The organism is Caballeronia sp. SEWSISQ10-4 2 (genome assembly GCF_030464885.1).
GTDB lineage: Bacteria > Pseudomonadota > Gammaproteobacteria > Burkholderiales > Burkholderiaceae > Caballeronia.
Map to the genome: position 1 here is coordinate 35,098 of NZ_JALPRJ010000019.1, position 20,435 is coordinate 55,532.

The 20,435-nt window shown below is 60.0% G+C and carries 12 protein-coding genes; 4 read left to right on the forward strand and 8 right to left on the reverse strand.

Annotated elements, in window-relative coordinates; genetic code table 11:
• The first annotated feature begins 114 nt into the window (after positions 1-114).
• The 4 genes from M0D69_RS15040 (at position 115) to M0D69_RS15055 (ending at position 6,823) form a co-directional block, all read left to right on the forward strand.
• On the forward strand, positions 115-972 hold the full coding sequence (locus tag M0D69_RS15040) for a M15 family metallopeptidase (protein ID WP_301782758.1): 858 nt from the start codon (positions 115-117) through the stop codon (positions 970-972).
• A gap of 91 nt (positions 973-1,063) precedes the next feature.
• On the forward strand, positions 1,064-4,948 hold the full coding sequence (gene tssM / locus M0D69_RS15045; protein WP_301782759.1) for a type VI secretion system membrane subunit TssM: 3,885 nt from the start codon (positions 1,064-1,066) through the stop codon (positions 4,946-4,948).
• Entirely contained in the window at positions 4,945-5,934 is a 990-nt protein-coding gene (gene tagF, locus M0D69_RS15050) for a type VI secretion system-associated protein TagF (RefSeq protein ID WP_301782760.1), read from the forward strand. Before tssM ends, tagF begins: the two co-directional genes overlap by 4 nt.
• Positions 5,935-5,938: 4 nt before the next feature.
• Positions 5,939-6,823 carry an OmpA family protein gene (locus M0D69_RS15055; protein ID WP_301782761.1) on the forward strand — a complete coding sequence of 295 codons (885 nt, stop codon included), beginning with the start codon at positions 5,939-5,941 and terminating at the stop codon, positions 6,821-6,823.
• Positions 6,824-6,868: 45 nt separating this feature from the next.
• On the opposite strand, the gene M0D69_RS15060 is transcribed toward M0D69_RS15055, so the two are convergent.
• The 8 genes from M0D69_RS15060 to tssF all read right to left on the reverse strand — a co-directional run bounded on the left by M0D69_RS15060 (position 6,869) and on the right by tssF (position 20,360).
• Entirely contained in the window at positions 6,869-7,132 is a 264-nt protein-coding gene (locus M0D69_RS15060; protein ID WP_301782762.1) for a PAAR domain-containing protein, read from the reverse strand.
• Between the two features lie 31 nt (positions 7,133-7,163).
• The gene (locus M0D69_RS15065) at positions 7,164-8,810 is read right to left on the reverse strand and encodes a DUF6396 domain-containing protein (RefSeq protein ID WP_301782763.1); all 1,647 of its coding nucleotides are present in this window, start codon (positions 8,808-8,810) and stop codon (positions 7,164-7,166) included.
• A gap of 13 nt (positions 8,811-8,823) precedes the next feature.
• The gene (locus M0D69_RS15070) at positions 8,824-10,773 is read right to left on the reverse strand and encodes a phospholipase D-like domain-containing protein (RefSeq protein ID WP_301782764.1); all 1,950 of its coding nucleotides are present in this window, start codon (positions 10,771-10,773) and stop codon (positions 8,824-8,826) included.
• A 38-nt stretch (positions 10,774-10,811) separates the two neighbouring features.
• A complete protein-coding gene (locus M0D69_RS15075; RefSeq protein WP_301782765.1) occupies positions 10,812-13,547 on the reverse strand; it encodes a type VI secretion system Vgr family protein in 2,736 nt (911 codons plus the stop codon).
• Between the two features lie 54 nt (positions 13,548-13,601).
• A complete protein-coding gene (tssA, locus tag M0D69_RS15080) occupies positions 13,602-14,711 on the reverse strand; it encodes a type VI secretion system protein TssA (protein WP_301782766.1) in 1,110 nt (369 codons plus the stop codon).
• 75 nt (positions 14,712-14,786) lie between these two features.
• Complete coding sequence (gene tssH / locus M0D69_RS15085; RefSeq protein ID WP_301782767.1) at positions 14,787-17,423, reverse strand: type VI secretion system ATPase TssH; 2,637 nt, start codon at positions 17,421-17,423, stop codon at positions 14,787-14,789.
• Between the two features lie 40 nt (positions 17,424-17,463).
• Complete coding sequence (gene tssG / locus M0D69_RS15090) at positions 17,464-18,558, reverse strand: type VI secretion system baseplate subunit TssG (protein ID WP_301782768.1); 1,095 nt, start codon at positions 18,556-18,558, stop codon at positions 17,464-17,466.
• Positions 18,522-20,360: a type VI secretion system baseplate subunit TssF gene (tssF, locus tag M0D69_RS15095; protein ID WP_301782769.1), complete on the reverse strand. Its 1,839-nt coding sequence runs from the start codon at positions 20,358-20,360 to the stop codon at positions 18,522-18,524. Before tssF ends, tssG begins: the two co-directional genes overlap by 37 nt.
• Positions 20,361-20,435 lie beyond the last annotated feature (75 nt).

The following is a 20,435-nucleotide window of genomic DNA, read 5'->3' on the forward strand; positions in this document are numbered from 1 at the left end:
TTGATTAAATTTTCCCGGATAATACGCCGGAAGCGGCTTCCAGTGGTTCAATGGACGCCTGATTCTAAAAGCAAGCATTACAAAATACAACGGCCAGAAATTCCGGGGCAGACCGTGATCGCAGTCGCAATTTTCGCGTATTTCCTCGTTGTTGTCGCAATAGCCGCACTGGTCTTCTTACCAGGACTGCGGTCGACGGCATTCAGAGTTTTATTTCAATGGTTTGACAACCTGCGTATTCGGGCGTCCGCCAGGCGGGCCTTTGCGAAAGATCGACTGGCTTATTCGGTCAAAATTTCCCGCAGCTCGGTAATCGATGCGCATCGTGTTGTTGTCGGCAAGCGCTTGCTGATTTTGTCCACCGCGGGTATTCTTGTCGCGCCGCCGTTAGTCGCACTCATATTGCGAAAGGTATTGCAACAGCGCCAATTATTCCAGTATGACGAAGACCTGCGCGTTCCCGACGAGAAAATAGCAGCGCTTCTTAACGGCGAGCAACTCGTTCCGCCGCCGCCTTTACCACCGGATGTGTTTGCAACACGCGAAGTCGAGCAGGTCCGGCCCGCCTTGAAGGACGCAAGCCGCGACTGGAATTTGCTGGATCCTGATTTTCGGACGCGTTTGTTGCTCGTGTACAAAATCATGCGCGAACAACATGGATACGAAATGGCGCTATTGGAAGGTTACCGAAGCCCGGAACGCCAGAATCGATTGGCGCAAATGGGGAACAATATAACCAACGCCGGGGCGTTTCAAAGCTATCACCAATATGGCCTTGCCGCAGATAACGCTTTCTTGCAAAACGGGAAGATTGTAATTTCCGAAAAGGATCCCTGGGCAATGCAGGGTTATCAGTTGTATGGCGAGACCGCCGAATCGGTCGGACTGACCTGGGGCGGCCGCTGGAAATTGATGGATCTCGGCCATGTCGAGTACCACAAGCCTGGCTTCAAGATCGGGCAGGCGCATTGAACGCTTCACTGGACGCCCTGTTCCAGCGCTCGCCGCTGCGTCGCCGCCATTCGCGCGGTTGCCATGAAAACTTCAAAGACCTGACTGCACTATGCGACGTTTCCTGAACGTGTTGACCCGATCGCGCACGCTGACCATCGTCGGCGCCATCACGCTGGCCGCATTCCTCTTCGTCGTTGCCGACCTGTTCCAGATCGACTGGATCTGGGCCGCCACGGTCTTCGGCATCGCGGTGCTGTTGTGGCTGCTTTCGTGGGGCTGGAAGCGTCACAAGACGCGGCGTGCCAACGCGAAACTGGGTGACATGCTCGAACAGCAGGCGGAAACGGGCCGCGGGCATGCCTCGGCGGAACCGGGCAAGCAAGCCGAACTGGAAACGCTGCGCGCACGTTTGTCGGCTGCGGTCAAAACCATCAAGACGTCGAAAATCGGCCAGGCCTCAGGCGGCGCTGCGCTCTACGAGCTGCCCTGGTACATCGTGATCGGCAACCCGGCTGCGGGCAAAAGCAGCGCGGTGTTGAACTCCGGCCTGCAATTCCCGTTCGCGGACAAAAACGATGCCGTGGTCCACGGCATTGGCGGCACGCGCAACTGCGACTGGTTTTTCACGACTGAAGGCATCCTGCTCGATACCGCCGGGCGCTACTCCATTCACGAAGAGGACCGCAGCGAATGGCTCGGTTTTCTCGGCCTGCTCAAGCGCTATCGGCCGAAGGCGCCAATCAACGGCATCATTGTTACCGCGAGCATTGCCGAGCTCAGCAACAATCGTCCCGAGTTTGCGATCAACCTGGCGAAGAACCTGCGCCAGCGCGTGCAGGAACTGACCGAGAAGCTGGAAGTGTTCGCGCCGGTCTACGTGATGTTCACCAAGGCCGACCTGATCACCGGCTTCACCGAATTCTTCAGCGGCAACGAGAAACAGGAATACGACCGCGTCTGGGGCGCGACCCTGCCCTACGAGCCGGATGAAACGCGCGACGTGGTCGGCCTCTTCGACACCCGCTTCGACGAACTGCATGAAGGCCTGAAAGAAATCAGCATCGCGCAGATATCGATGAACCGCGGCCTCAAGCTGTCGCCTGGGCAACTGAGTTTCCCGCTTGAATTCTCGGCGATCAAGCCAACCCTGCGCACCTTTCTCGCGACGCTGTTCGAAAACAATCCGTTCCAGCACAAGCCCATTTTCCGCGGTTTTTATTTCACCAGCGCGCTGCAGGAAGGCGTGACCAACAGCGCGGCGACACAGCGCATTGCGCATCGTTTCGGACTGGAAGGCGAGGGATTGCCCAAAGCGCAAAACGCGTTTTCGAAGAACGGCTTCTTCTTGCGCGACCTCTTCTCCAAGGTCATCTTTGCGGATCGCGAGACCGTGCGCCAGTTTGCGAGTCCGATCAAGACACGCACCCGCTACACCGCGTTCTTCGGTTTCGTCGCCGTCCTTGCACTGTTGCTTGGCGGCTGGACCTGGTCGACCATTGGCAACCAGCAGCTTGCATCGAATGTCGCGGCCGATCTCGACAAGGTGGTGAAGCTGCAGCAGAACCGCAACGACCTGCAGTCACGGCTCGAAGCCATGGACATTCTCGAAGACCGCATCGAGCAGCTCGACCAGTTCCGGCGCGAACGGCCGCTCTCAGTGTCGCTCGGGTTGTATCAGGGCGATCGTCTTGAACAGCATCTGCTCACCGAGTATTACTTCGGGGTGAAGCAACTGCTGCTTGCGCCGGTGTCCGCAAATCTTGCTTCGTTCATGAAGGACGTCAACGCGCATCCGGAGCAACTGTCGCCCATGACGCGTCCGCCCGAATCCGGTGCGATGGCGGTATCGACGGCGAATGCGCGCAACGCGATGGCCGCGGCGAACAACAATGGCGGCCTCTATAACGACGCCTCGCCGTCCAACGTGGAAGACGCCTACAACGCGCTCAAGACCTACCTGATGCTGAGCGACAAGCGGCATGCGGAGACCGCTCATCTGACGGATCAGGTCGCTCGTTTCTGGCGCGGCTGGCTGGAGCAGAATCGCGGCAACATGCCGCGCGACGAGATGATCCGTAGCGCCGAGCGCATGCTCACGTTCTACCTGTCGCGAGTCAGTGACAACGACTGGCCGATGATCGACTCGAATCTGGCGCTCGTCGACCAGACGCGCGAAAACCTGCGTCATGTGGTGCGCGGCTTGCCGGCGCGCGAACGCGTCTACGAAGAGATCAAGGCGCGCGCCTCCACCCGTTTCGCGCCGATGACCGTCGCGCGCATCGTGGGTGAAGACAACAACGGCCTGGTCGGCGGCAGCTACGCCATTCCCGGCACCTTCACGCGTGAAGCATGGAGCGACTACGTGCAGCCCGCGATCCGTGATGCCGCGACCAAGGAACTGCAAGCGAAGGACTGGGTGCTCAACGTATCCGCACACGACGACCTGACGCTCGAGGGCAGCCCTGAGCAAATCCAGAAGGCGCTCGTCGCGATGTACAAGACCGAGTATGCGGCGCAGTGGACCCGCTTCATGCAGGGTGTCGTGGTGCAAAGTTTCGGCAGTTTCGGGCAAGCGGTCGATTCGATGAACCGGCTTGGCGATCCGCAAGATTCGCCCATCCGCAAGGTGCTTGAAACCGCGTACGAACAGACTTCGTGGGACAACCCGTCGCTTGCCTCGGTACAAGTCGACCGCGCGAAGGCCGGGGCAATGGAACGTGCCAGGAGCTGGATCTCCAACCTTTTCTCGCGCTCGTCCAACGGTGCGATCAACGCGAACATCGACCTCAACGGCCGCCCCGTGCAATCACCGATGGGTCCGGTCGGGCAGGAGTTCTCCGGGCTCGCACGCATTGTCGTGAAGCATGACAACGGATCGATGCTGCAGAACTACATGGACTCGCTCTCCAAGGTTCGAACCCGCTTCAACGTCCTCAAGAACCAGGGCGACCCGGGACCAGGCGCACGCCAGTTGATGCAGCAGACACTCGATGGCAGCGGCTCGGAACTCGCGGACTCGCTGAAACTGGTGGATGAGCAGATGCTCAACGGCCTCACCGAGTCGCAACGCAGAGGCTTGCGCCCCTTGCTCGTACGCCCGCTGATGCAGGCCTATGCAGTGATCATCCAGCCGGCTTCCGTCGAGGTGAACAAGGTATGGAACGCGCAGGTTTATCAAACGTTCCAGTCGTCGCTCGCCGGCAAGTATCCGTTCTCGGCTAACGGCAAGGTGGAGGCAGGAGCTGGCGAAATTGCGCAGGTGTTCGGGCCGGACGGCTCGATCGCGAAGTTCGTGGGAACCACACTCGGACCGCTCGCGGTGCGTCGCGGCGATGCGCTGAGCGCGCGGACCTGGGGTGACATGGGCCTCGCGCTAACACCCGCGTTCACTAACGGCTTTGCGGGCTGGGTCGCGCCGCTTGGCGGAGGTGCATCGACCGGCGCCGCCGGTGGCGCCGGCTCGACAGAACCGCAGACGGTGTTCCAGATCCTGCCTCAGCCGAGCTCCGGCACGACCGAGTTCACCTTCGAGATCGACGGCCAGCAACTGCGCTATCGCAACACGCCGCCGCAGTGGACCAACTTCGTGTGGCCGAATCCGCAGGGAACGCCCGGCGCGCATCTGAGCGCAACCACGTTCGATGGCCGCACGGTCGAGCTGGTCAACGAGCCGGGCCGCTACGGTCTCGAGAAACTGATCAACGCGGCGCAACGCAAGCGCCGTCCTGACGGCACCTTCGATCTCACCTGGACGCAGGGCAGCGTGTCGATCTCGGTGAGCATGCGGATCATCAGCTCGGCACAGGCGGCTGGCGCCGGGGGCAGCAGCGGCAGCAGTGGAGATCAGCCTCAGCGACAGAGCCTGCGCGGCTTGCAACTGCCTTCATCGGTAGCCGACGTTGCAGCCTCGGCGAGCATGAAGGCAGTGCCCGTGGCGCCGGCCGGATCCAGACAAACTGCTGCCGCGGCATCGGCTATTGGAGACACGCAATGACGCAGACCGTACAGGCGCAGGTCGCGTACTTCGGCAAGATTCCATCGCGCGGCGACTTCGTGAAGAGCGCGAACAATCCGCAATTGCTGAACACGCTCGACCGCTATGTGGCGCAAGGCATGGAACTGCTCGCGGAAGATCCGCGCTGGAAGATCGTCTACGACGAAGCCAAGCCGGTTCACTTCGCCTTTCTCGGCTCGCAGAGCAAGCTCGCCATTGCCGGCCACATGGTGTCGAGCCACGACCAGTCGCAACGCCGCTTTCCGTTTCTCGCGGCGGCCGCGCTTGAAGTCGACCGGCCGCTGAGTTTCCTGCCGCGCAGCCCGCTCGCCTTCGCGCGACTGTGGTCGCGTATCGCGATGCAGATGCAGCCGCTGCTCGGCGATGTCGAGCCGCCCGGCGCATTGCAAGCGCTGGCGGAAACGCAGATTGCCGTCGATATCGATTCACAGCGCAATCCGCACGACGGCACCTTCGCGGATTTTGTCGAGCATCAGACGCTCGCGGGTCTTGAGCAGATGCTGCTGGCGAACGGTCATCCGGTGCGCCTGCGCGGCGCGATGCTCGCGCTTGGGTCGCTGCTCAAACCGGTGATGGCAAGCGGTTCCTCGCATCTCGAACGCGGCCTCACGCTGCCGCTGCCGAACGATCCGTTCTACCGGAGCCTGGTGGCGGCGCTCTGGCTCGAACTGATTGCGCCCTTCGTCTCGCAGGCTGATTTCGAACTGGCGATCTTCATCGGCACGATTGCTTCGCGCGAGCGGCTGGTGGTCGGCTTCAACGGCGCCTCGGCGAAAACCTTGCACAGCGTTGTCGATCCACAGGTCTATGCGGCTCACAACATCGATATCGACGATCCCGAGTGGATCGACGCACATGCACAAAATGATCATGGCATCAGCAAGCTCGTCAGTTACCTCGATCAACCGCAACTCTCGCTGCGTGTCGCGATCGACACGTTCCGCGACGTTTTCATCGGAGCTTGAGCGCATGCGTTCGATCGTAGCCCTGTGCTTGCTGGTCGGTGCGGTAAGTGCGCATGCGCAGACCGTCAATCCGGTCGCGGGCGATCCGGTGAAGACCACGGCGTTACCCGCAGTCGCGGCACCGGCTTCGCCAGCTCTGCAGAATCCCAATGCAACGGGCGCGATCGTCTCCGCCCCTGCGACGGCCAACACGGTGCCGGGACAGGTCGTGGCCGGCGGCACTGTGCCGGATGAAGCGACCAAGGCAGCCGTGCTTGCGCGTTTGCGCGATACGTATGGCGCGAGCAATGTAGTCGATCAGATCGAGATCGGCGATGTTGCGACGCCGCCGAACTGGGGCGCCAATGTGCAGAAGCTGATCAACCCGCAGTTGAAGCAGATCAGCAAGGGGCAGTTGAGGATCGATGGTACGGCGATTGATGTCAAGGGCGAGGTGCGCAATGAGGCGCAGCGCCAGCAGATTGCAAGCGACATGGCCAACTCGCTGAACCCTACGTACACGATCAAGAATGGCCTTCGTGTCACCGCGTCGGAACAGGGATTGCTCGACCGGACACTGGCAAATCGTACGATTGAATTTGAAACCGGCAGCGCGACTTTGACGCCGCAAGGGCGGGCTATTCTCGATCAGATGGCAGCCGTGCTGGTGAAGATGACGACGCGCACGGTCGAAGTCATTGGGCATACCGACAATGCGGGCAACCGCAGTTCGAACGTTGCGTTGAGCCAGGCACGAGCGGACGCGGTGAAGGGGTATCTGGTCGCAAAAGGAATTAGCCCGCAGACGTTGAATACGACGGGCGTTGGACCGGATCAGCCGATTGCGTCGAACGATACGAATGACGGTCGGGCGCGTAATAGACGGATTGAGTTTCGGGCGGGACAGTGAGGGGGCGGTCCGGGTGTCAGCCTCCGAGAGCGGACACCGGGATAGTCAGGACATCGACAGCGTTGCAGTGCGGCTAACCAATGTACAACCGCAGGCTGCGCGGTGACCGTGTAATGCCACCGGTTGTCCGCTGACCATACTCGACTCGTCACCCTCGGTGATGGCTTGAGCGCCGTGCTCCTTGCATTCCACCCTGTCGCCTTGGCGCGCAATCGCCTTTCCATCGACGGTATCGGTGTTCGACCCGGTCATGACGGTGCCGCCATGCGGCGCCAGCGTGTCGCCGACTACTATCACTTGCTTGACCATTTTTCCTTTCGATCTTGGATCACGCGCGCTTTTACAAAGCGATCTGCCGCACACCCGGCGTGCCCGTATCTGCGTTGGGACTGCCGCGGTATGTCCAAGACAGTTCCTTTTGTGCGATGTCGATGAAGCGGTGGCGTGCATCGGGAAAATCCTGTCCCTGCTCGACAAAGGCTTGCTGTTCCCATCTGTTATACAACGCGGAGAGCGGATGATCCGTGGCGACACGGCCCTCCCAAATGCCCGTTTGGGGGCAGGACTGCAAGCCGTTGCATTGCAGCGGCGCCGGTAGCGCCGGCACCTCTCGCAACAGGCCGGCCTCAAGCATCTGCCTCAAAAAGTCGGCACGCACCGGCGGCAGTGGATATGCTTCCCCTAGGTAATGCCACCGCATCTGGTCGGGTGTGAGCCAATCGAATGCAGATGCTTCGAAACGTTCCCCTGCTTCGTAGCGCTCGGAAAGCCCAGAGCGGGCGAACAGCCGGGAATTCGCTTGCGTCGACGGGCCATATCGCGCCAGCCAGTATCCGCTTTTCGGAACGCTCTGGTCGCCCGTAACCGTGAGAGTGCCTTGTTTCAACTCCGGAACGGCATAGCCCTCAGGAACATAAGCGCGCCCCGTCTCTGCACTGCTTATTGGCGGCTTGGGAGGTGGCGTAACGGCTTTCGCAGCATCGATCAACGTTTGCACTTTGCCATCCCACTTGGGCAGCGGCGCGGGCGGAAGCGGCAGAACCTTATCCAGATTCGGCAGCTTCAGACGCCCCTTATAGAGCTTCAGCACGTCTCCGATCTTGCTGTAGCGTTGCGCGCGGGCTTTATCGATATGACCCACCAAATTGGTACCGTCAGTTAGACCTAGTCCATCGAACTCTGGTGCAATACTAGCAGCGCATTGTGCACTTCCGAGCTTCACACCTTCATGTAATGTTCTCAGCGCTCGAAGTTTCGATTCTGGCGTATTGGGACGAGCATAAATCAAACTTAGTTTTTCCCCCGCATCCCCGTATCCCTGCGCAAAGGCGCATTCGAGCATTTGAACCGCAATCGGCAAATTGGCCCAGAATCCATCGCCCGGGTTATCGTATGTACCTGCCATTTTATAAGCAAGAAAGGTCATAGCGGCGGGACTACCTATGTCTGCCGCCTTCTGAAAGAAAGCATAAGCACTGGTGGCATCGCCGCCCTGAATCAACCCGTTCTGGTAATAAACCCCCATCCTGTCATATGCGTCGGGCACGCCCAATTGCATGGCCTTTTCTACCCAACGGATCGCTGCTTCCGGATCATGCTCGGGTACCCCCGGATAATCACTCAATATCAGTGAGGCTAGGTTCAACATCGCCTTCCAATGATTGCGTTCGGCTGCTTGCAAATAAAGCTGATAGACCTTCGCATAGTCGATCTTCTCGAACCAAACATTCGGGTCATCCAGCGCTAACGCCTGCTGGAACCATAGCTCAGCTTGCGGATCGATGGGCGGCACATGCTGCGCTTGATAGACGCACGTGAAGCTCTTGCGATGCGGGTCGAACAACGGCAGTTTTTCGTAACGTGGCAGATCGGACATAGTGGCTGTCAACTTGTTACCCAAGGAACTGAAGACACCCGCCTGAGCCGATGTCGTCAGCATAAAAAAGATGATGGAAACGATGCGCAATGCGCTGATGATGGCCTTCATGGTCGGACCCTGATCAAGTTACTTCAGTGTTGGCTGAAGATGGCACATCAATCGATCCATATAGCGTTGTGTTTTGACGCTGATCTTCGAACGGCAGAATAAATCCTTTCATTGGTTTAACTCCTGCTAACTGAGCGTCACGATTTTTGCTCATTTGCTTGTTCCATTTTTCAAACATTTGAGGGATTTCAGCGGGATCTCCGCTGCCCTGTATATCACCGTCCGAGTGCAATGCAAAGACCCGCTGACGAAGATCCGCAGCCCAGATTTGACCGGTCGCCGCGATGTTGATCTCGCTATCCACCGACATGCTGCGCTGGTTCAGATTGGCACTGCCCAGCGTCACGAACACATCGTCGATCAACATCAGCTTCGAGTGGATGTAGATTTCACGATAAGCCATGTTTCCGTCAGCATCAGGGCCGCTGGTGCGCAACCTCGCAACACTGACTTCCAGACCAAGTGTCCGTTCGAGATCCTGAACGCTGGGGCGGTCGAGTACCTGACCGCCTTTGGGGCCCTTGTGAGAGTCCGGATAAGGGTGGTCAAGCTTGCCTGCCGCCGCGACTTTTCCTTGATTCGGCATCGCGCTGCTCGCGCCCAGTTCGCTCAGCATATCGAAGGTGCGCGGCACCATGTGGTCATTTTCGGGGTGTGGAATCACAATGAACAGGTGCAGCTTCGGCATCTCTGTGAGTGGTTTGCCCGAACGACTCGACCAGTCCCGGCAAAACGCCATGCGGGTCTTCTTCAAATGACGCGCAAACTCCGGATAAAAGAAATACTGGTTCTCGATGTAGATGTAGTTACGCGCGGAACTGCTCGCCTGGAAATACACTTCCTTGATCGACTTCTCTTTTTCGTGAGCCTGTGTCCGTACGATCTGCACCAGGTGCGCCGGATGCCCCCACTGCGTCGGAATCTTCGCCGGCGGCGCCGGCGGAGATGTCATCGGACATGGCGCTCCCAGTGCCGCGCTCCAGCCGTTCTCGAAGTTGAAATGCAGTTGTGCGAGCGCTGGCCCCACGATCCTGCAGGCATAGTCCTGGTACGGCTTGGCGTGTCTATAGTTCTCGTTCCCGCCCTTGCTGCTTGCCCCCTCCGTGTCTTTCTCGTGGCCCAGTTCAGCGCCGAGAGGATCTGTTTCAATCAGGTATTTTGCCCATGTTTCCCGCTTGGGATCGTCTACAACGTGGGCAGTCTTGTCCCAAAAATCCGTCACGGAGTTCAACCCCATGACGTAGCCAACTGCCTTGCTGCCGTTATCCCATTCGTAGTCGATCAGGATCGGTTTCTGATGGTGCGTGGCATAGTCTTCGAGCAGCCTCTTTTCGTCGGTGATAGGGGACCGGGTCGAAACAGGTTGATCCTCTTCGAGCGGGTCGGCTGACATCAGGGTGACGACATCGTCCTTGCCGACGCTTCGCAATACAACCCGTAGACGGGGATTCAACCCACTGTTGCTTCCTTTCGGCAAATTCCTGGCCCACCAGTCGATGCAGTATTTCTGACGGGCCTCGTCAGCATACGGCGACGAAATGTTCGGGTTCCAGCTAACATGGTCTGAATAGCCCGGCACGTTGTTCTGTTTGTTGGACGCGAGCGCGTCATACCAGATCAGCAGCCGCACGGTGACCGGGTTCTCCATGCGCGTCGTGATCGTATCCAGCAGTTCGCCAAAGCGCACTCCCCGCGGCCAGGTATCGCCTGAACGTTCGAGTTCCATGCCCGGATCGAAGCCCCAGCAAATGATGTCCGCGCTTGCCTTGGCTTCCCGCAAATCCTTCGCGATCGACTTGAATCCGTCTTCGCCGCAGATCATGAAGCTCAGCGTGTTGCCCTTGGTGATGGGTATCTTCTCTCTCTTTTCCAATAACCATTGAACTGAGCCCTTGGCCATGCGGCTCTGCTCGTCGATGGCAACGTTTGCTGGCTGATGGGTCTTGAGTGGAGAATCCGCCACGTCTACGTCCTCATTGATGGGTGAGGCGAGCGAAACGCTCAGGCCTGCCGTTCGCCGCGGTTGGTCCGTTGATCGAGGTGATCGGGGTCGTCACTGAGCGCGTCCTTCACATTCAAATCGAACTGCGCGCCGTTGGTCAGTTGGGCCTTGTAAGCCGGCGTACCGGGCTGATGATCCTTCACGACTATTCGACCAAACTCGTCGGTCACGCCCTCGCCAATCTTTGCTCCGCCTTTGAACAACTCATACGGCTCGCTGACATACTGATGTGCCTCATCGGGTAACGCCCCAAGCGCGAAGTGGAGTTGCTCTTTTTCCGGCGGCAGCGCAGGGATGGGTGGCTGACTTACGCTGTCCGGTCCAGTAAACACCCGGCTTGCGGAGTGAACCTCGAAGCCGCCTGACGTACCGCTCCTGATTTGTCCGGCGGTCCACCGCGTATAGCTGCCGCCGCCGTTGATTTCAACCTCCTGCTGTGCGCTGATGGTGATCTTGTTGGCCGTGACTGTCACGTTCAGTTTCGCTAGCAGATTGATGCTGTCTTTCAGGGCTTTGAGGTCGATATCGCCGCCGGCCGCGACGAGCCGCATGCCGGCCTCGGAGACAAACAAACGCAGGGCTCGCCGCATGCTGGCGAACAGACCGCCTCCCGTGCTGATAGAGAGGTGCTCGCCTGTCGTAAGCGCGGTGGTCCGTCCACTGCTGAGGTGGATCTGCTCCGGTGTGCTGGCCGCCACGCCGGCTGGGCTAGCCAGCACGAGGTGCGGCTGATTGAATTGCTTTAACGTCCCGCTGCCTTGAATGGCCTTCGCCTGGGCTTTCAAAGTCTGCGCCACATTTTTTTGCTCGCCGTCCTGAGCGCCCGCTGATTGCGCGGACTGCGCCAGACTAGTGGCTGTGTCCAGCGCCTCGGCCAGTTGCGAGTTCACCTCATCGACGCTGAACGCATCGCCGCTACCGCCCGGCCGACCATGCGTGCTCAACAACAAACCGCGAGCACCGCGCACGGCAGCAAGACCATCCGTGCGCAGGTCGACCCCTTCGCCGCGCTTGTCCCCACGACCTGCCGGCTCGCTGACGCGAGTGAGGTAGCCCATGTGCAAGCCGCTTTCCAGATGGTCGCTGCGCAATTGTGTCTGGACCTGGCCAGGCGTATCGTCCTTCAGCCACACATTATTCTGCTGACCACCAATCTCCTTGCTGACGAATCCCGACAACGCCTGCTGCCCCGGCAAATTCCATTGCGGGCGGTTGATGCCGTTCCCCACGCGTCCGGTAACGACAGGGCGATCCGGATCACCGTCGAGGAACGACACCATTACCTCGTCACCGATTCGTGGAAGCTGGACGCCGCCAAAACCGCCGCTGGACCAGGGCTGTGCCACTCGCATCCAGCAGGAACTTTTCTGATCCCTTTGCCCGATCCGATCCCAGTGGAACTGCACCTTTATGCGACCCATCTCGTCTGTATGAATCTCACCGCCCTGGGGTCCCACGACGGTCGCCGTCTGTAGATGCATCGTCGGCTTAAGGTGTTCCAGCGGGCTGCGGTACGGTACCGTCTTGCGCTGCGCCTCGACCTCCACCAGAAAGAAACCTTCGGAGCCGTCGGCGTGCGCCGCGTTGAATGTTTTATCCCCCGTACGCTCCGTGCGCGCCCGCTCCAGCAGGTTGGTCAGACTGTGCGGGAAGTTCAGCCTTTGTCCTGACAGAGGCAGGTTGTTCTCGATCAGCCAAGTCATTTCGATCACCGCGAACCGCCGTTGATCGGCTGCATCGCGATTGTGTTCCGGGTGATCGACCAGTTCGAACCAGCGACCCGCATCGATCCCTCGCACCGCGCCCACGCCGTGGAACCGCTTTGCACGCGACTCCCATTCTTCCATCCGTACCTTCGACAGGTGGTCACCTCGGCCCTGCTCGCGGTAGGTATAGGCACCGGTGTACTCGTACACCTCCATCTGCTCGGGCAGATCGCCTTGATTCGGCATGGTCGGCACATGGGTGCCTTTCGGGTTAAACAACGACGACGGACTCTTGTAATCGGAGCTGCGTGTTGTCAGCATCGTGCTTTGCAGTGTTCGAACACCGGCCCATTGCACCAACGCGTCGGCCTCGCTTTGAGCCCACGATCGGTAGAACCGGACATTCTGCGGCGATAGTGGCTCAAGCGTCTCCAGGCGGTCGGTAATCACCAGCGTGTGGGACTTGCCGTCCTCGCCCTGCTTCCAAAAACCGTATAGCCCTTCATCCTCCATCAGGCGATGTACGAAGTTCCAGTCGTCTTCGTATTGCGTGCAGTAAGAACGGGACGGCAGCGGTTTCGAGAGTAGGAACCGGAATCGCCCCTGCGCTTGCGAATGCGCGTTGAAGGCGTCGGTCAGGATCTCGTCGGCCGGCTTGTCTTGCCAGATCCGCTGGTCTCGCCGAAACCGGAGGAAATGCATCCAGGGCGCGAAACTGATCTGGTAGCTCGTCAAGCCGCCGTCTGCGCCGAGCCTGCGCGCCGTATGCACATAACCGTGATGCGGCAAGTAGGACTTGTCGGCCTGCCCGATCCAGAGTGTGACAGGCTGAGCGATGAGTTTCTTCAGCTCGATATCGCCAGTTGTCGAAACGACATCCAGCGTGAATTCAAATTCGCGGCCAATGCGCGAGCGGCCCCATGCCCGTTGCGGTAACAAGACATCTTCACCCAACGGGGTATCCAGCTTGAGCAGCCGGTCCTGCTGGATCAAGCCACCCTTAGCACTAACGATATCTCGCGCGTTCATCGCTCTCTCTTTTATTTATTTTCCAAAATCCCGGGTGCAACAAAAGTCCACCACCTATTCGGCCTGAACCTTCACCCCCAGCAACTCCCGGATATGCGCTAACGACGCATCGTCCTTGACCACGGTGGTCAGCCATTCGTGCAAAGGCATATCGGCCCACTCGGCGGCCTTGTCGGCGAGATACGCCACCGGGCTATGAGGTTCGGTACGCCGGAAAAATGCGGCAACCTCGCGCAATTGCGCCACCGCTTGAGCCCGCGCCTGGGCGCCGCTCGCACTTGCTGTTATCGGTATCGACATGAACACAGGCTCCTCACGACCAGGCGCAACAACTTGCTGCTCAAATGACGGCTCAACGCGCAACGGCGCTTCCCGAACAACGGGCTTCGGCGCTTCGGTAACGGCACTGACACCACTTTCACGAGCGAAACGCTCGGCCAGACGGTACACCGTCTCGTAGGCATCCCTCGCACGCCGGAAGCTCGGCGCGCTCTCCCCCGCGCGGTGATCGAGCTCCTTCTCCAACGCGAGCATCGCCACTTCGAAAGCTGCCAGTTGCCCAAGCAGCGCCGCATAAAAGGCCGTAGGCGTGGCTCGTCGCGACGCCTCGATAGCCTCAACCGATGACTTGCCGCGCATGATGTCGTCGGCATGTTCAGGATCGCGCTTCACCGCTTGCGCGGCATGCGTGGCCACCTCCCAGTCCAGCGCGCTATAACGCTGCCCACCACCATCCGTCAGCGCCACTCCACGCAACAACTCGGCACTGCGGCCGACGAGCCACGCCACGTTTCCAAGGCGGTATTCAGCATCATCCCCCTCGGGCAGCGGATGAACGTGGTCCCAAAAACGCTCGCATAAACCCTTGAGCAAGGTAAAACCGTCGGTGAGTCCCGGCAAGCCGTTGCGCATGGCAAGGGCTTCGGTCAACCAGACCGCGAGACGCAAATCCTTCGTCTGCGTCTTCAGTAACGCCGTGCTGCGTTCGATTACGAAGGGCCAGTCGGCTTCCTTGATCTCGGTGACCCACTCACCCTGGTCGAGCGAAGGATCGTCGAAGCGGCGCGCTTGCTGAACGGCGTCGAAGTCCGAAGAAAACAGCAAGTCATCGCCACAAGGCGACGACGCGGAAACAGGATCGAGTAAGGCGGAGGTCGTTGACATGATTCAATTCAAACGTTTAGTACTGCAACTATCTTGGTTGTTTCTGAAGTACGCGACGAAGGTCCTGTCGAACCCTCACTCGATCGCATAGCTGAACCCACCGCCTTCATCGGCACCCGCGATAATGCGTGTAATCGCCGTTGCGCTCGCCATGCGTTCGAGCACATGCCCGGCAATCTCCGGCAACAATGTCCCGCTCAGAATGTGATCGACATTGCGCGCGCCCGAGTCGACTTCGGTACACCGTGCGAGCACTGCGTCCACGAGACTTTCATCCCATTCGAATATCGCCTTGTGGTTGGTCTCGATCCGCCGCGCAATGCGCCCAAGCTTAAGTTCGATGATCTCGGCCAGCACGTCGTCGGGGATCGGATAGTACGGAACGACCTTCATGCGCCCGAGGAAAGCCGGCTTGAATACCTTGAATAGCTGAGGCCGCAACATCTCGGCCAACGCGTCGGCGCTCGGCAGCTCGTCGTCGGGCTTGTTGAGGCAAGCAGTCATCACGGCGGCAGACCCAACGTTCGATGTCAGGATGATCAACGTATTGCGAAAGTCGATCTCGCGACCTTCGGCGTCGTCCATCGTGCCCTTGTCGAAGACCTGGAAAAACATTTCCAGGACGTCGGGGTGCGCCTTCTCCACCTCATCCAGCAACACCACTGAATAGGGATTGCGCCGCACGGCTTCGGTCAGCACACCACCCTCGCCATATCCGACATAACCGGGCGGCGACCCTTTGAGCCCCGACACGCTATGCGCTTCCTGATATTCACTCATGTTGACGGTGACGAGCTTGCGTTCGCCACCGTAGAGCACATCGGCCAGTGCGAGCGCGGTTTCCGTCTTGCCGACACCTGACGGCCCGACGAACATGAACACGCCCCGTGGTTTGTTCGGGTCCTCGAGATTTGCGCTGGCGGTACGCACGCGCTGGGCAATGGCCTCGAGCGCATGGTCCTGACCGATGACCCGTGCGGTTAGAAGCGCCTTGAGATTCAGTACGGTCTGCAGTTCGTTTTTCACCATGCGCCCGAGCGGGATACCGGTCCACGATGCAACGATCTCCGCTACAACATGGCCATCCACCTGAAGCGGTACGATCGGCTGCGCACTCTGCAGCGTACGCAGTTCGTTCACTCGTTCATCTAGCGTTGTGCGAATCGTCTGGAGGTCGACCGGCGCATGCCCGTCGCGTGCAGAGTCAATCTGACGGCGCAATTCTTCGATCTCGTTGACCAGCAAACGCTCTTGCTGAAACCGGGCTTCGTCACGGGCAAGCAACTCGACATCCTGCGCACGCGCTTCACGCAAGACAGCAATCCGCTCGCCATGCGAGGCACCGCTTGCCGCTTCCCGTTCGAGCGCGACAAGCTCGACATCGGTTCGCTCGATGCGCTTTTTCGTATCGTCGATCACAGCCGGCGTCGAACTCTGCGCGAGCGCGACTTTGGCACACGCCGTATCCAGCACGCCGATGGCCTTGTCGGGCAACTGCCGGGCGCTGATGTACCGGTGCGACAACCGCACGGCTTCCGTGATGGCGTCATCGAGAATGCGCACATTGAAGTGCTTTTCCATCAGCGCGCTCATGCCGCGCAGCATCGCGGCGGCGAGCGGCTCGCTCGGCTCCTCCACCTTGACCACTTGAAAGCGCCGCGCGAGTGCAGCGTCCTTTTCGAAGTACTTCTTGTACTCGCTCCAGGTCGTCGCGGCGATGGTGCGCAACTCGCCGCGTGCCAGCGCGGGTTTCAGCAGATTGGCCGCGTCGTTCTGCCCTGCCTGCCCGCCTGCGCCGATGATCGTATGCGCTTCATCGATAAACAAGATGATCGGATGCGGGCTCTTCTTCACTTCATCGATCACCTGCCTCAGGCGATTCTCGAACTCACCCTTCACGCTCGCGCCAGCTTGAAGCAAACCCATGTCGAGCACATGCAGGGCGACGTCGCGTAGCGGCGCGGGCACGTCGCCGACGGCAATACGCAACGCGAGTCCCTCGACCACGGCTGTCTTGCCGACACCCGCCTCGCCCGTCATGATCGGATTGTTCTGGCGGCGCCGCATCAGGATGTCGATGGCCTGGCGAATTTCCGCTTCACGTCCGATTACCGGGTCGATCCTGCCTTCGCGCGCACGCGCCGTGAGGTCACTCGTATAAGTGTCGAGCGCCGGCGTCCGGGACGGCCCTGTTTGCGGTAAGGACGCTGCCTCTTCAGCGGGCGTGGGCGCCTGCGCCTCAACCGATCCTTCGGTTACCTGATCGAATTCGTGTTTAAGACGATCAACCCGCACCGATGCAAACAACGGCGACATGCGTTGCGCGAACTGCGCAAGATCCGGTGCGTTGGTCAGCGCAAGCAGCAAATGGCCCGAGCGGATCCGTCCGATCTGCGAATCAAGCGATGCAATCAGCCAGGCCTGTTCGAAGAGCGCGATCAGGTGCACGGAAAAAACGGGCGTGCGCGTGTTCCCTGTTTGCAGTCGCGACAGTTCCCGATCGAGGTCGCGCCGGACAGCCGCCTGATCGATGTTGCTTGCGCGCAAGACAAGCAGCACGTCGCTCGCCGGCTCCTCGAGCAAGGCGAGGAACAGATGTTCCAGCTCGACTTCATAGTGGCCGCGCGAAAGGCAGGCACTTGCCGCGCGCTCGGTTGCCTGACGGCAGGTCGGGTTCAGCTTGGCGATCAGGGTCTTTAGCGGCGTGCTCATGAGGGACGTCCAGTAATATCGTTGCGTGGTTCTTGATGCGTCAGGAGACGACGTGAAGTTCGTAACATGCGTCGGCACGATCTCGCGGTGCCCGCTTCGTACAGAGAAATGCATCCCAGCCGAGACGCGCGCCCAAACCCAGATGACTCGGCCCGACCTCCTCACGACGCAGCACGAGGGACACTTCGTATTCGAGCGTGACGCCGGCCAGCAGCGTCAACATGCGTTCCAGCGCAAGCGCATTCCCGGCGCCTGGCAAGAACGCCTCGTAGTCCTTTTTCGACAGCGGCCCGACGACCAGCCGCGCGCGCATGTCGCGTTGCCATACGCGCCGGCCTGCCAGCGCCGTCGCGCCGAGCGTTGCATTGACGCCGCCAAGCACGCTCAACTGTTCTGGTGGCACGTCATACCATCGGCCGATGAATTGCTCCACGCGAATGGGTACACCGAAGTAATCAGACAAGGTGCGCTGCAGGTAAGCAGCCGACACCGGCCGATGCCGCGCCGCGAGTGCATAACCCGCAATGGCTTCGTCAAAGAGCGCACCCGGTCCGCCCTGCAACTCGGCACGTGTCTCCTCGTGCGAAACGCCGGCCAGCGAAAGCAGCAGCGGCAAGTAGCGCTGGTCCCGGTCGATCTCGTAGTGAAGCGGCAGCCGGTACTTCTTCCATGCTGCATAAAACAGCGCCGTTGCACGGTTCGAGAACATGTCGAAAAACTCGCGCGCCGCGTAGTCCTTATGCGCTTGCTCGCGGCCGGCAATCTGTTCCGTATAAGCGAGCGGCAACGCGCCCTGCACGCCGAGCAGGCCGAAGAACGCCGGCGTGATTTCAACCCGGCTCAAGCCCCCGTTCGCCAACGCTTGCGTGCGGGCCGGCTTGCTCTTCAACGCCATGTTGTCGTGATCGAACGATGTCGCGGCCTGGATCTCGCTGGGAGGAAACGACAGCGACAAGCTGTTGCGAAACGAGACATGCCTGGCGATGACGTCGCCGCGGGCGCGACCGCCATCGGCCGCCTCGCGCGCGAACGCTATTTCGAGCAGGCGCACCGCCTGGAAAAATTCAAAGCGATGCGGCTCGTCGAGCAGCCGCTCGACTACAGCAGGATCGATTCGCCGCTGCGGGGTTTGCATCGCAGGATCTCCTCGCCGGTCCGCTTCGAGACGACGACCAGTTGCACAAAGCTGTTCAGGTGCACATACAGCCCAAAGAACGTGTCGATCACACGCACGAAGGAACCGAGGCTCGTGCCGACGAAATGCTGCTCGTCGATCGTGAGGCGTATTTCGATGCCGCGTACAAAGGTGGCGAACGGCTTACCAGGAAGCCACTGGATGGCCGGCCGCTGCTCGATGGCCGCTATGCCCTCAATATGCCGCGCCGAGACCGCTGTGCGCCGCAGGTCATAAATGCGCAGCAGTTCCTTGAGCGCCGAGACGCCGCTTTGAGCGAGCGAGACGTGATTGAGCGCGAGATGCGAAATCAGCCGCCAGTGCGCGGCACGGCCCCGTTCGAAACGCACGCTCGGCGTCGCGCGCCGCAGCATGCGCACACCGCTCACCAGCGAGTCGCCCTCTAGAAACAAGTCGCCGCCGTCGAGCCCGAAGGCAAGTTGCGACGGCAGGTCCCGATTGGTGCAAGTAAGCTCGATACTCAGCGTGTCCGTCTGCGGTTGCAGCGGTTCAAAGTCGATGTCGACAATGGAGATTTCCGTTTCGTAGCCGGGGCTGGATTTTGCAACCGCGTCGTCGCGGCGAGCGAGCCAGTAATGGCCCGCCTGTCCGCTTTCGCCATGATGCAGCGAATAGAACGGCCGGAATTCGATCACGGATTCGCCGTCGGCCTGCTCGCGCACGAGATGCACCGAGTCGATCGAGCACACCTCATACGCGGATGCGCGACGCCCGTCACAGACAACCGGATACGCCACCGCCTGATGCGTGACGCGGATAGGATCGCCGTGCTGCTTGAAAAGATTGACGATCGGCGAGCAGAACAGCCTCAAATGGTCCTTCGACAAACCGTCGAGCATTCGCGCCGTTTGCGAGTCGCTGCGTATTTCCTTCAGCACCAGATGCAGCGTAATGCGGCTGCATCGGCCGCCTGCCCGCGTCATCGCGGCGAAATCGAAATCGATGAAATTGAATTTCTCGGGGAACGCGAAATACTCGGTCAGCAGGCGATACGCCGGATGCGACTTCTCCGGGTAATCGATGAGCGCATCGCGCTCGCTGAAACCCGATTGCTCGACGGCGGAATCCTGAAGCTTTTTCCACTTGCCGCTGCCATCTACTTCAACGTAGCTCGCCGTGGTATTGACGAGAAGGCAGTCAGCCAGCGCCGCAACGAACGACTGTTCGCCGTGCAGATGCACACGAACCTGGTCCAACGCGAGCGTAGCCAGGTCGAGCTGCGCTGCGGTCGATTCGAACGTGACGGAGATCAGTGCAGCAGCATCCCGAGGCAGGACCGTCGCGCTCGGCGCCGATGCAACCGGCGTGTATTTCGCTTCGACAATACTAAGCGGCGCCAGCACGACGTCATACGCGTTGCGAAAGCGGCACTGCACGCCGCGAATCGGCCGGGACTTCAACTCGGTCCCCCGTTCGATCGTGGCCGCCCCGGTGAGCTGGCCGAGCGTCTGCCCCGGGTCGAACTGCGCGATCGAACACGAGGGAAACGGCCTCAAGTAGTGAGGATAAAGTACTTCCAGCAACGCTTCCGTGAACTCGGGGTAATCGTCGTCAAGCTTCTTGTTGATGCGTGCCCCAAGCAACGCGAACGACTGGATCATGCGCTCGACGTGCGGGTCTTCCGCATGCTCGCCGGACATGGCGAGACGCGCGGCGATCTTCGGATACCGTTGCGAGAAATCGCGCGAATAACGTCTCAGGAACGACAGCTCGCGCTCGTAATACGGCAGCAGTTCTTCCATTGCTCAAATCCCCGTCTCCGTGTCTTGCACGGATGCTGCCTTACAGAAAAGCCCGACGACACACTAAAGGTCGCG

Excerpts from the sequence above, each read along its gene's own strand:
- M0D69_RS15065 (WP_301782763.1), bottom strand. The coding sequence starts at position 8,810 with ATGAAGGCCATCATCAGCGCATTGCGCATCGTTTCCATCATCTTTTTT.
- tagF (WP_301782760.1), top strand. The coding sequence starts at position 4,945 with ATGACGCAGACCGTACAGGCGCAGGTCGCGTACTTCGGCAAGATTCCA.
- M0D69_RS15055 (WP_301782761.1), top strand. The coding sequence starts at position 5,939 with ATGCGTTCGATCGTAGCCCTGTGCTTGCTGGTCGGTGCGGTAAGTGCG.
- tssH (WP_301782767.1), bottom strand. The coding sequence starts at position 17,423 with ATGAGCACGCCGCTAAAGACCCTGATCGCCAAGCTGAACCCGACCTGC.
- tssG (WP_301782768.1), bottom strand. The coding sequence starts at position 18,558 with ATGCAAACCCCGCAGCGGCGAATCGATCCTGCTGTAGTCGAGCGGCTG.
- M0D69_RS15075 (WP_301782765.1), bottom strand. The coding sequence starts at position 13,547 with ATGAACGCGCGAGATATCGTTAGTGCTAAGGGTGGCTTGATCCAGCAG.
- tssF (WP_301782769.1), bottom strand. The coding sequence starts at position 20,360 with ATGGAAGAACTGCTGCCGTATTACGAGCGCGAGCTGTCGTTCCTGAGA.
- tssA (WP_301782766.1), bottom strand. The coding sequence starts at position 14,711 with ATGTCAACGACCTCCGCCTTACTCGATCCTGTTTCCGCGTCGTCGCCT.
- M0D69_RS15060 (WP_301782762.1), bottom strand. The coding sequence starts at position 7,132 with ATGGTCAAGCAAGTGATAGTAGTCGGCGACACGCTGGCGCCGCATGGC.
- tssM (WP_301782759.1), top strand. The coding sequence starts at position 1,064 with ATGCGACGTTTCCTGAACGTGTTGACCCGATCGCGCACGCTGACCATC.